Genomic DNA, 12,036 nt, shown 5'->3' on the forward strand with positions numbered 1-12,036 from the left:
CCCCGACACCGACGCCTACGCCCACCCCGACTCCAACTCCAACTCCGACACCAACACCGACCGGCCTGGCGAAGCACGCGCTGATCGGCTACTGGCACAACTTCACCAACCCCAGCGGCGCCACGTATCCGATCAGCCAGGTCAGCGATGACTGGGACGTGATCGTTGTCTCGTTCGGCGACAACGCGGGCGGCGGCAATGTCAGCCTAACCATCGATCCGGGCGCGGGCACGGAAGCGCAATTCATCGCCGACGTAGCCGCCAAGCGGGCCAAGGGCAAGAAAGTCATCCTGTCGTTGGGCGGGCAGAACGGCTCCGTTTCCGTCGGCAACACAGCAGAAGCGACGAATTTCACCAACAGCCTGTACGCCATCATCACCAAGTACGGCTTCGACGGCATCGATCTGGACCTGGAAAACGGCGTGGCGCAAGGCGCGGCCATCCAGACCTATCTGCCGATCGCCGTGAAAAACCTGAAAGCCAAGGTCGGCAACAGTTTTTATCTTTCGATGGCGCCGGAATGGGTGTATGTGGAAGGGGGCTACACGAGCTATGGCAGCATCTGGGGCGCCTATATTCCCATCATCAACGCCCTGCGCAGCGAGCTGACGGTGCTGCACCCGCAGTACTACAACAATGGCGACATCTACACGCCGTACGCGACGGGCGCCATCAAGGCCGGTTCGGCCGACCAGCTGGTGGCCACGGCGCGCATGCTGATCGAGGGTTTTAACTATGGCGGCAATACCTTCGCCGGCTTGCGTCCGGACCAGGTAGGCTTCGGCGTGCCATCGGGCCGCAGCTCGGCCGGTTCCGGTTTCACGACGAATGCCGACGTCAGCAACGCCCTTAATTGCCTGACGCGCCTGCTCAACTGCGGCACCATCAAGCCGCTGCAGGCGTATCCGGACTTCCGCGGCGTGATGACGTGGTCGATCAACTGGGACCGCCACGACGGTTATAACTTCTCCGTGCCGACGAAGAATGTCCTGAAAACCTTGCCGTAAGCGGCATTGCCCGACTGCGCATGCGGGCTTTGCCGCTCACATGCGCAGCAGCGCCGCGCCCAGCACGCGCATCTGCAGCGCTATTCCGTGGCGCAAGGCCTCCCCTCCCCCCTGCGTGTGCTTGATGCCATCCATGGTGACCACCAGCAAGGCGGCCACTTGCGCGGCAGTGGCATCCACCCGGTGCGGCGCGATATCGCCTGCCGCTTCGGCCTGTTCCAGCGCGCCGGCCAGCGACGCCACCAAGGTTGCCCGCGCCGTCAAGGTGATGTCGGCGGCCAGGGTCATGTTGGCGTCGAACAATTCCTGTCCGTGGGCGCTGGCGGAAATTTCCGCCATCAAGCCTTGCTGGAATGCCAGCAAGGCCGTTTCGATGCGCGCAAAGACGGTGCCGGATTCGGCCAGCGCCGCAGCCACTTGCGCCATGACGTCCGCATGTGCCCGTTCGGAACCGGCGCGAAACACGTCTTCCTTGTTCTTGAAGTGCAGGTAGAGCGCGGCGCGCGACATGCCGGCCGCCTGTGCGATGTCGAGCATGGACGTCTTGCGGTAGCCGTAGCGGCAAAACACGTCCAGCGCCGCGTCGAGTATTCGCTGGGTTTTAAGGGTGTGGAGTGACATGCTGGCATGTTGACACTTTGAATATATAGTGTCAACATGGCTTTTGGACAAATTACGTCAAAGTGTCAATCATCTACAGGAACAGGACTGCCATGATCGATTTCAATGCAGCAATGAATGCCGAACAGCAGATGGACTTGCTGCGCCACACGGAGCGCAGCCGTCTGCGCGCGCTCGTGGCCGCCGATACGCCAGCGGCGCGCATCCTGCATGCCGACGACTTCCAGCTGATCACCCCCATCGGCAGCATGCTGTCGCGGGAACACTACCTGGGCGCCATCGCCTCCGGCCACATGCGCTACCTGAGCTGGGAGCCGGAAGCGATCAGCGTGCGCCTGTACGGCACGGCCGCACTCCTGCGTTACCAGGCGCAGCTGGAAATCATCTTTGGCGGCCACGCCGTGCCGCGCGCACGCTACTGGCATATGGACAGCTACGAATGGCGCGATGGCCGTTGGCAAGCCGTCTGGTCCCAAGCGACGGCGATACGCTGACGCTGTGGCGGGATGTACCGTAGCAGGGACAATTGATATTCCTCAATCCATAGCGTAAATCTATGGATTCAGTTGAAATATTTTACTTCCTTTTGTAAATGAGAATCGTTACTATCTGAATCAAGGATAAGCGAATTCAACAGAAAGGAGCATCCCTTGTTCACCGCCATCAAAACATTCAGCCAGGTCTGCACGCACATGTCGATCGCCTTCGGCCTCGCCTATTTGCTGACGGGTTCCCTGGCACTCGGTGGCCTGGCCGCGATCATCGAACCGGTCATCAACGTTGCCCTGCTGCCGTGGCACGAAAAAGCCTGGCATGCGATCCGCCGCCGCCACGCCGCCAGTCGCCTGGGCTTTGCCGCCCTGGCTGGCGAAAAACTGAGCCAGACGGCACTGCACATGGGCGTGGCCTTCGGCGTCATGTACTGGGCCACGGGCTCGATGGCCTTCGGCGGCTTGCTGGCCGTGGTCGAACCGATCTGCAACGTGATCGTCCTGCCCTTCCACGACCGGCTGTGGGAAAAAGCCCGCTTGCGCCTTGAAAGCCGTGGCGCGGCGCGGCTGGCTACGATGCCCACCTGATACTTTTCACCCAAGAACAAGGTCGGGGTCGGCCTCGGCGGGTCCGCCCCCGGATTTTTGCCGCTGGGTGCAAACCGTGAACTGGCTTGCATCACGCCCATAGCCCTTGCTACACCTTGCCCGCCCACACGGAAGGCCTCCTTTTCCCCCACGGCGCCGCCCGCTCCAGCTGTCCCGCCAGGCGCAGCAAGATTCCATCGTTCGCATAGCCAGCCATGAACTGCATGCCGATCGGCAATCCGTCTGCGGACTGCGCCAGCGGCACGGACATGGCCGGCAAGCCGGCCACGTTCGCCAGCGGCGTGTACGGCGAATGCTCGAACAGCCGCGCCGTCCAGCCCAGTCCATCGAGCTGTTCTTCCTTTTCTCCGTAGCGCCCCAGCGGCCATGGCACATCCGGCATGGTGGGCGTGAGCAGCACGTCATACTGGCCGAACAGGGTGCCGACCTGGCGCGTGACCGTGTTGCGCACATCGAGCGCGGCGACGAAATCGACGGCCGAGACAGTCTTGCCATGGCGGTAGCAAGCCAGGGTCGCCGCTTCCAAGGTGTCCGGTGACACGCCGCGCCCGCTCTCCTGCGCCAGGGCGTCTATCCACGGCACCAGGTTGGCGCACCAGATGCTGGCATTGGCGTGCACGAACGCTTCCCATGACACGCCCAGCGCCGGTTGCACTTCGTCCACGTGGTGGCCCAGGCTTTCCAGCAAGCGCACGGTAGCATCGAGCGCGGCAGCTACGGCAGGCACGGGCCGGGCGCCATTGCTGGCGATGCGCTGCACGGCGATGCGCAGTTTGCCAGGCGCCACGCTCACTTGCGACAGCCAGCTGTGGCCGGGCGCAGCCGTCACATACGGTTCTCCCGGCAGTATTCCTTGCACCGCGTCAAGTAAGGCGGCGCTGTCGCGCACCGTGCGGCTCACCCCCAGTTGCACGCCCAGGCCGCTGAAGATTTCGTCCATGGCGGGGCCGTTCGACACCCGTCCCCGGCTCGGTTTCAAGCCGAACAGGCCTGTCGACGCGGCCGGCACGCGAATGGAACCGGCCGCGTCCGTCGCGTGGGCCAGCGGCACGATGCCGGCCGCCACGGCCGCCGCCGCACCGCCGCTGGAGCCGCCTGCGCTCAACGTGACGTTCCACGGGTTGCGCGTGGCGCCATATAAGACCGGTTCGGTGGTGGTGGCAAACGCCATTTCCGGCGTGCTCGTGCGGCCAAACGTCACCAGGCCGGCGGCGCGGAACTGCGTCATCAGGTGGGAATCGGACGCGGCGACATGGCCGGCGCCCAGGCGGCTGCCGTACTCGCTGCGCTGGCCCGCCATCGTGACGGCCACGTCCTTGATCAGGAAGGGCACGCCGGCGAACGGTGCCGCGTGGTCGATGGCAGTCAAGTCGGCCGGCCACAGCTCGACCACGGCATTGATCTGCGGGTTGACGGCGGCGCAGGCGCGCTGGGCCGCATCGTGTAATTCCATGGCGGAAACGGCGCCATCGCGCAGCAGCTGGGCCAGTCCCAGACCATCAAAGCTTGTATATTCATGGAGTTGCATCAGTTTATTCCTGTAATAGATGAAGAGTGAGGATCACAGGAACCACTGTAGGGCTTGCGCTATCATAGTGGAAATGAATAGTTGATATACAAGGTATAGCCATGAACAATTTGCGCAAGCTGGACTTGAACCTGCTGCTGACCCTGAACGCCCTGCTGATCGAGCGCAACGTCACGCGGGCGGCCGCGCGGCTGCACCTGAGCCAGCCCTCCGTCAGCGTGCAGCTGGGCAAGCTGCGCGCCGCCTTCGACGATCCGCTGCTGTTGCCCGGTCCGCGCGGCATGCTGCCCACGGCGCGGGCGCTGGCCCTGTTGGCGCCCTTGCAAGCCGTGCTGGCCCAGCTGGAGCACGTCTTGCAGCCCGAAGCGGCCTTCGATCCGGCCACGGCCCAGGTGCGCTGGAGCCTGGCGGCGGCCGACGCTGCCGAATATGCGATCCTGCTGCCCATGCTGCCCGCCCTGCGCGCGCAGGCGCCGTTGTCGCGCATGGCCGTGTTCGAAGCCGTGCCGGCGCGCATGGCGCACGACCTGGAAAGCGGCCAGGTCGACCTGGGTTTCCTGGCGCAGGAAGAAGCGCCGCCCGGCTTGCGCCACCGCACCTTGTTTACCGAGCACTACGTGCTGGCGGGCCGCCACGACCACCCGCTGCTGCAATCGCCGCCCAACCTCGACCAGTTCTGCGCGCTGGAATTCATCGTCGTCTCGCCCAACGGCGGCGGTTTCCGCAGCAATGTCGATACGGCCCTGGAAAAGCTGGGACGCACGCGCAAGGTGGTGCTGTCCGTGCCGCATTTCCTGATCGTGCCGCCCTTGCTGGCGGCGTCCGACATGGTGGCCCTGCTGCCGTCGCGCCTGCTGAAGAACGCTCTGGGCGCCCTGCGCACATGGGAGCCGCCCGTCGCCCTGCCGGACTACGAAATGGCCATGGTCTGGCACGAACGCATGCACCTGGACCCGGCACACCGCTGGCTGCGCGAACGCATCATGGCCAGCTTGCAGGCGCCCCTACACGATTTTCCAGTGTAAGACACTAGGGAAGATTACCTAGTTGTTCGAAAGAAATTCCCAATGTTCGCCGTGGTGACGAATGCGTAAGCTTGCGCGTAATAATAAAGGGTCACCATGAACGCCATTTCCATCCTGCACCGCGGTTCGCGCCGCCCTCCCGTATTTCCCTTTTCGATCACTGGCTGGCTGGCGGCAATGCTGCTGGGCATGCTGGGCTTCTGCGCCAGCGCCTGGGCCGCGCCCGCCACGACGCCCGCCATGCCCACAGCCTCGGCCGAGCTGATCAAGCGCGGCGAATATGTCGCCCGCCTTGGCGACTGCGTAGCCTGCCACACCAGCCCGAACGGCGCCGCCATGGCCGGCGGTCTGGAACTCAAAACGCCGTTCGGCACCATCTACAGCACGAATATCACGCCGGACGCCAAGACGGGCCTGGGCACGTACACATTTGCCCAGTTCGACCGCGCCATGCGCAAGGGCGTGGCGGCGGACGGCCACAACCTGTATCCGGCCATGCCTTACCCTTCGTATGCGAAGATCACGCCCGGCGACATGCAGGCGCTGTACGCCTATCTGCAGCGGGGCGTGGCGCCCGTGGCGCAGCAAAACCGCGAAACGGACATGAAATGGCCGTTCAGCATGCGCTGGGGCTTGTCGCTGTGGAACGCCGTCTTCCTTGACGACGCACCATTCAAACCCGACAGCGCCAAGTCGGCCCAGTGGAACCGGGGCAGCTATCTGGCCCAGGGTCTCGGCCATTGCGGCTCCTGCCATACGCCGCGCGGCGTGGCTTTTCAGGAAAAAACCATGGGCCAGGATGGCGGCAGCGGCAAGCATTACCTGTCCGGTTTTACCTTCGATGGCTGGCATGCGGTGAACCTGCGCAATCTGTGGACGCCGGGCGACATCGTGCAATTGCTGAAAACGGGCCGCAACAGTTTCGGCACGGCGGCCGGCAGCATGACGGAAGTCATCACGCACAGCACGCAGTACTTCACGGATGCCGACCTCGATGCGCTGGCGCATTACCTGCACGGCTTGCCGGCCAAGGACGGGGCGGCCACGCCGCCGAAGAAAACGGCGCCACTCGCGGCGGCCAGCAACGATGCCCTGTATAACACGCGGGGCGGCCTGGGCTACCTGCAGTTCTGCGCCACCTGCCACCGCCGCGACGGCCGTGGCGTGGACAACATCTTCCCGCCGCTGGCGCAGAACGACTCGGTGCAGTCGAAGGACGCCACCACCGTCATCCATATCGCGCTGACGGGCTGGCAGTCGGCCGTCACGCAGCACTCGCCCCGCTCCTTCGGCATGCCCGCGTATGATCGCCTGTCGGACACGGAACTGGCGGAAATCCTCACCTTTGTGCGCGGCAAGTGGGGCAACCAGGGCGCGCCCGTCACGCCCGCGCAGATCGCCACAGTGCGCAAGGAGCTCAAGCTCAAGGCGCCGGACGCGGGCGGCTTCGTCACGCCCCGCTTCGCCGCCCTGACGGCCGACCCGAATGCCAGTCAATTGATCCACGGCATGCAGTTGATGACGGAAACGCGCGCCCGCCTGCCGCAAAACGTGGGCAACGACCTCAATTGCAGCAGTTGCCACCTGAATGGTGGCACGGTGGCCGGCGGTTCGCCCTTCCTCGGCATTTCCGCCTTCTTCCCGTCGGAAGCGCCGCGCGCCGGCAAGGTCATCAGCTTGGGAGAGCGCATCAACGGCTGCTTCCGCCGCTCCATGCACGGCAAGCCGCTGCCCGTGGACGGCCCCGACCTGCAGGCGATGGTCGCTTACATCGACTGGATGAAGGGCGCCACGCAGGCGGGCGACAAGGTGGCGGGACGCGGCGTGGCGAAGATCGACCGCGCTCTGCTGCCCGATCCCGTGCATGGCAAAAAAGTGTATGCCGAGCAATGCGCCGTTTGCCATGGCGCGAATGGCGAAGGCATCAAGGGCGCCAACGGCGTCGTCGCCTTTCCGCCGCTGTGGGGTGACCGTTCCTTCAACATTGGCGCCGGCATGGCCCGCACCTACACGGCGGCCGGATTCGTCAAGGCCAATATGGTGATGGGCCACGGCCAGAAGTTTCCCCTGGGCCAAGGGAGCCTGTCCGACCAGGACGCCGTCGACGTGGCCGAATATTTTACGCACATGCCCCGTCCGGACTTCCCCGACAAGGTCAAGGATTGGCCCAAGGGCGGCAAGCCCAAGGATGCGCGCTACTGACGCGTGAGTTTCCCGGGCGGTGCCCCTTCTGGACGCCGCCCGCCTGTGATACGCTGCTCGCTCCATCACGCAGGAGCGACGCATGCAGACCGACAGCGGCCAGGCCGACCCATCCGACACCTGGCTGGGCAAGCTGGGCCCCGGCCTGATCACGGGTGCGGCCGATGACGACCCCAGCGGTATCGCCACGTATTCGCAGGCGGGAGCGCAGTTCGGCTTCGGCATGCTGTGGACCGTGTGCCTGACGTTTCCCCTGATGCTGGGCATCCAGGTCATCAGCGCCAAGATCGGCAGGGTCAGCGGCCACGGGCTGGCGACGAATATCCGCCGCCACTATCCGCGTTCCTTGCTGTACGCCATCGTCGGCTTGCTGCTGCTGGCCAATGTCATCAATATCGCCGCCGACGTGGCGGCCATGGGCGATGCCCTCACGCTGATCATCGGCGGCCCCACGCACCTGTACGCCGTCGGTTTCGGTCTGCTGTCCCTGCTGCTGCAAGTATTCATTCCCTATCAACAATATGTGCGCATCTTGAAATGGCTGACCCTGGGCTTGCTGGCCTATGTGGCCACCGTGCTGACGATCCACATTCCGTGGCGCGAAGTGGCCCTGCGCACCGTCTGGCCCCAGTTCAGCTGGTCGGCCGCCTCGGTCACCATGATCGTGGCCGTGTTCGGTACGACGATCAGCCCCTACTTGTTTTTCTGGCAGGCATCGCAGGAAGTGGAAGACTTGCAGGCGGATGCTGGCGCACAAGCCTTGCGCCGCGCGCCGGAACAGGCGCCACGGCAATTCCAGCGCATCAAGATGGACACGGCCATCGGCATGGGCTTTTCCAACCTGGTGGCGTTTTTCATCATGCTGACTACGGCCGTGACCCTGGGCGCGCAAGGCATCACGCATATCGATACGTCCGCCCAGGCCGCATCCGCCCTGCGCCCCATCGCCGGCGAGTTCGCCTTTGCCCTGTTCAGCCTGGGCATCATCGGCACGGGCTTGCTGGCCATTCCCGTGCTGGCGGGCTCGGCCGCCTATGCCATGGCGGGCGCCTTCCACTGGAAAAACAGCCTGGAACTGGCGCCTCGGGCGGCCAAGAAGTTCTACGGCATCATCGTCACGGCCACCGTGATCGGCGCGGCCCTGTGCTTCACGCCGCTCGATCCCATCAAGGCCCTGTACTGGAGCGCAGTCGTCAATGGCGTGATTTCCGTGCCCATCATGGCCCTGATGATGGTGATGGCGTCGCGCACCACCATCATGGGAACGCTTACCATCTCGCGCCGCCTGCGGGCGCTGGGCTGGCTGTCGACCATCGTCATGGCCACGGCCGTGCTGGCCATGTTCGCCACCATGGCCTTCTGATGCCTAGGCCGTCTTCGGCTTGAGCATGCCTTCCACGATGCCCAGCACAGTTTGACGGGGCAGCAAGCGCGGCAGCCAGGCCAGCAGCCGGTTCGGCCGGCCTGCCACGTGGCTGCTGCGGCCCTGGTCCAGCGCGCGCAGCGCTTCATCGACGACGGCTTGCGGATCCATGCGCTTGCCCACCGCCGCTTCCGGCGCGGCCACCACGTCGAAGAAGGCCGTTTCCGTGGCACCCGGGCACAGACCCAGCACGCGCACGCCGCGGCTGCGATTTTCCGCCCACAGCGCTTCCGAGAACGACAGCACGAAAGCCTTGCTGGCGCCATACACGGCCATGTAGGGATCGGGCTGCAGGGCCGCCGTGGAGGCCACGTTGATGATGGCGCCCCGTCCTTTTGCCAGCATGTGCGGCAAGACGCAGTGCGTCATTTCCATGAGCGCCGTGCAATTGACGGTCACTTCGGCCGCCTGGCGCACCAGGTCGATGCTTTCGAAGCGGCCATGCGTGGCGAATCCCGCGTTATTGATCAGCACGTCGGGCGGCAAGCCCAGTGCGCAAGCTTGCGCATGGGCTTGCGCAGCGGCGCCGGGCAGACTCAGGTCGGCCACCAGCGCATGTGCGCGGATGCCGTGGCGCTGGGAAAGTTCCTTGGCCAGGCTGTCAAGCACGGCGCCGGAGCGGGCCAGCAGCAGTAAATGGGCGCCGCGCGCGGCCAGGGTTTCCGCAAAGACGCGGCCGATGCCGGATGAGGCTCCCGTGATCAGCACGGTCTGGTTGGTGTAATTGAAGGCGGTCATGGCAATTGAGTCGTAGTGAAGAGGAATTTACTGTAAACTGTAGACTTTAGTCCACGGTCAAGCGTGGAACGCAAAAAAATGCACATGGCTGCGTTGCATTGGCCGTACTAGCGTACTGTCTGCGCCAATACGCCTTGCCCTGCACATTTTTCGCGTCCCGCAAATTAGTAGAAAGTCAAAAACCATGCGCATCGGAGAAATCACCCGCCTGACGGGCGTCAGCAAGGATACGGTCCGCTTTTACGAGCGCCAGGGGCTGCTGGACGAGGCGCCGCAGCCGGGCCTGACGAATAACTACAAGGAATATTCGGCGCAAGCCTTGCGGCGCATCGAGCTGATCGGCCACGCCAAGGCGCTGGGTTTTACCTTGAAGGAAATCGCCGACGTGATTGCCGTGTGGCAGGAAAACGCGCTCGACGCGCAGACCAAACGAGCTATGCTTGAAACGAAAATTGCCCAGATCGACGACAAGGCCCGCTCGATGGCCGTGCTGCGCGCCGGTCTCGTCGATGCGCTGGCCAAGGTGGAGACGGGCTGCGACGATGTTGCGCCAGTGCATATATACAAGGATAAATACCAGGATAATCAATGAGCAACCATTACACGCAATACCGCCACCTGGCGATCGAGGGTGCCAAGCCTGCCCCCACGCCGCGGCAGATCGCCGCCATCGAAACCTTGCTCGAAGCGCCCCTGCCGCCAACCTTCCTGGCGTTCTTGCAAGTGGCCAACGGCGCCTATTTTGACTACACCACTGATGTGCCGGACGGCAATGGCGGCGTGGAAAAAATGGGTTTCAATACCTTCTTCAGCGCGGATGAAGGCGATTTCTGCGATGAAACCTTGGTCGGCGAAATCCGCGCCGCGCGCAAGCATACGGACATGCCGGTGCGCATCCTGCCGTTCGCCCGCGATGGCGGCAATTCCATGCTCTACCTGGACCTGACGGAAGAAGGCGGCGGCCGGGTGCTGGCCTACGTGCAGGAGTTGCCGGACTGGACGGGCAAGCGCGCTCATGGCCTGATGGAACTGGCGCCCTCGTTCGACGCCTGGCTGGACAGCCTGTATATCGACCGCGACACGGTGCTCGATGAACTAGAACACAGCGTTTCGGAACCATCGCACCTCGACGCGATGGCGCAGTGGCTCGATATCGGCATGCCCGCCTGGCGCCGCGATGCCGGCATCGCCGCTTTGTATGCCCTTAAACAAGTCGAATTGTGCGCTAACGAACAGGACTAGTCCTACGGGCAGAATCGCGACTGTCCTATGGGTGTGCGCAGGCTGCGGGCTTAACATTGTCATCAGCTTGCAGAAAAAACCACACACGAAAGGACTTATCATGCCTATCCCTACCACCAGTTCCCGCACGCCCTCCCTGAAAAGCGTGGCCATCGGTGCCGCCGTGGCCTTATTGAGCGGCATCGCCATCAACAGCATCGCCGCTGCCGCGCCGGGCGCGTACGACAAGCAATTCCTCAGCAAGGCCGCCGATGCGGGCAGCACGGAAATTGCCGCTAGTAAAGTGGCGCAAAGCAAGAGCACCAATGCGGAAGTGAAGACATTCGCCGATGCCATGGTCACGGACCATACGAAAGTGGCTGACGAACTGAAACAGCTGGCCAGCAGCAAGCAGATCGAGGTCAGCGACCAGCCTGGCGCCAAGCACAAGGCGCAGATCGACAAGCTGAGCCGCCTGGAAGGCCCGCAGTTCGACAAGGAATATGCGGCCACCATCGGCGTGGCGGCGCACAAGGATGCCGTGAAGCTGTTTACGGACGCCAGCCAGAAGGCGAGCGACCCCGACATCAAGGCCTTTGCCGCGAAGACATTGCCAGCGTTGCAACATCACCTGGAAATGGCCAATACCCTGCACTCGGCGGTGGGGAAATAGCCAAGTTGACGGAAATTAGCGGGGATATGCTTGCTGTACGTGCCGTACGGCAAGCATATCTGCTCTTGACATACAATGCGGCAACTTCGTTTTTGGCCATGCCATGACCTCATGCAGCTACTCAAGAAAACCGGCCTGATCGCCGCCGCCTTCCTGCTCATCCTCCTGCTGGCAGGCTGGCTCTTCATCAAGGTCAGCGCGGCGCGCAATGCCACCGTATATGCACAGCAGTGGAACGACCAGGGCACGTGCGTGATCAAGACCTATGTGCCGCACTACGGCAACGGCGTGCCGCAGAACATCGTGCGCGCACTGAGCACGTCCACTTTCTTCCGCGTCTACCACAAAGATGGCACCTTGCTGGAAAGCACGGAATGGGTGCTGGACATGCATGAAGACGGCATTCTCGACCATGCGCGCTGGGGCGAGAACCAGACCCGCGCCATCTACCCGACGGACCTCGGTGATGAAGGCTGGACCCTGCCTGTATGCGCGTGA

Annotated in this window: 13 protein-coding genes; 10 read left to right on the forward strand and 3 right to left on the reverse strand. The window is 63.6% G+C overall.

The window, feature by feature from the left end; all coding sequences use genetic code 11:
- A partial coding sequence (locus tag GYK42_RS27960) for a chitinase (protein WP_277346719.1) occupies positions 1–1,007 on the forward strand: 1,007 nt, incomplete at its 5' end.
- Between the two features lie 36 nt (positions 1,008–1,043).
- Here the strand turns inward: GYK42_RS27960 and GYK42_RS27965 are convergent.
- Positions 1,044–1,628 (reverse strand): TetR/AcrR family transcriptional regulator, encoded by a 585-nt coding sequence (locus tag GYK42_RS27965; RefSeq protein WP_166450148.1) that lies wholly within the window; start codon positions 1,626–1,628, stop codon positions 1,044–1,046.
- A 92-nt stretch (positions 1,629–1,720) separates the two neighbouring features.
- Here GYK42_RS27965 and GYK42_RS27970 point away from each other — a divergent pair, with 92 nt between their 5' ends.
- Together GYK42_RS27970 and GYK42_RS27975 are read left to right on the forward strand one after the other, a co-directional pair.
- Positions 1,721–2,122, forward strand: coding sequence for a nuclear transport factor 2 family protein (locus tag GYK42_RS27970; RefSeq protein WP_166450149.1), 402 nt, complete (start codon positions 1,721–1,723; stop codon positions 2,120–2,122).
- A 156-nt stretch (positions 2,123–2,278) separates the two neighbouring features.
- Complete coding sequence (locus GYK42_RS27975; protein WP_166450150.1) at positions 2,279–2,707, forward strand: DUF2061 domain-containing protein; 429 nt, start codon at positions 2,279–2,281, stop codon at positions 2,705–2,707.
- 109 nt (positions 2,708–2,816) lie between these two features.
- On the opposite strand, the gene GYK42_RS27980 is transcribed toward GYK42_RS27975, so the two are convergent.
- Positions 2,817–4,256, reverse strand: coding sequence for an amidase (locus GYK42_RS27980; protein ID WP_166450151.1), 1,440 nt, complete (start codon positions 4,254–4,256; stop codon positions 2,817–2,819).
- Between the two features lie 101 nt (positions 4,257–4,357).
- Between GYK42_RS27980 and GYK42_RS27985 the strand changes: the two genes are divergently transcribed.
- From GYK42_RS27985 to GYK42_RS27995, 3 genes are all read left to right on the forward strand, one after another.
- Entirely contained in the window at positions 4,358–5,281 is a 924-nt protein-coding gene (locus GYK42_RS27985; RefSeq protein WP_166450152.1) for a LysR family transcriptional regulator, read from the forward strand.
- Between the two features lie 189 nt (positions 5,282–5,470).
- Positions 5,471–7,483 (forward strand): c-type cytochrome, encoded by a 2,013-nt coding sequence (locus tag GYK42_RS27990; RefSeq protein WP_431190192.1) that lies wholly within the window; start codon positions 5,471–5,473, stop codon positions 7,481–7,483.
- 82 nt (positions 7,484–7,565) lie between these two features.
- Complete coding sequence (locus tag GYK42_RS27995) at positions 7,566–8,846, forward strand: NRAMP family divalent metal transporter (RefSeq protein WP_205711588.1); 1,281 nt, start codon at positions 7,566–7,568, stop codon at positions 8,844–8,846.
- 3 nt (positions 8,847–8,849) lie between these two features.
- Here GYK42_RS27995 and GYK42_RS28000 read toward each other — a convergent pair whose 3' ends face one another.
- Positions 8,850–9,644, reverse strand: a complete 795-nt coding sequence (locus GYK42_RS28000) for an SDR family NAD(P)-dependent oxidoreductase (RefSeq protein WP_166450153.1) — start codon at positions 9,642–9,644, stop codon at positions 8,850–8,852.
- 184 nt (positions 9,645–9,828) lie between these two features.
- On the opposite strand from GYK42_RS28000, the gene GYK42_RS28005 reads away from it, so the two are divergent.
- From GYK42_RS28005 to GYK42_RS28020, 4 genes are all read left to right on the forward strand, one after another.
- Positions 9,829–10,236 carry a MerR family transcriptional regulator gene (locus tag GYK42_RS28005; protein ID WP_058048576.1) on the forward strand — a complete coding sequence of 136 codons (408 nt, stop codon included), beginning with the start codon at positions 9,829–9,831 and terminating at the stop codon, positions 10,234–10,236.
- Entirely contained in the window at positions 10,233–10,886 is a 654-nt protein-coding gene (locus GYK42_RS28010) for an SMI1/KNR4 family protein (protein ID WP_166450154.1), read from the forward strand. Before GYK42_RS28005 ends, GYK42_RS28010 begins: the two co-directional genes overlap by 4 nt.
- 100 nt (positions 10,887–10,986) lie before the next feature.
- Positions 10,987–11,538 (forward strand): DUF4142 domain-containing protein, encoded by a 552-nt coding sequence (locus GYK42_RS28015; RefSeq protein ID WP_166450155.1) that lies wholly within the window; start codon positions 10,987–10,989, stop codon positions 11,536–11,538.
- Between the two features lie 111 nt (positions 11,539–11,649).
- Positions 11,650–12,036 (forward strand): hypothetical protein, encoded by a 387-nt coding sequence (locus GYK42_RS28020; protein ID WP_166450156.1) that lies wholly within the window; start codon positions 11,650–11,652, stop codon positions 12,034–12,036.

Source organism: Janthinobacterium lividum (genome assembly GCF_011601275.1).
GTDB classification, from domain to species: Bacteria; Pseudomonadota; Gammaproteobacteria; order Burkholderiales; family Burkholderiaceae_D; genus Janthinobacterium; species Janthinobacterium lividum_E.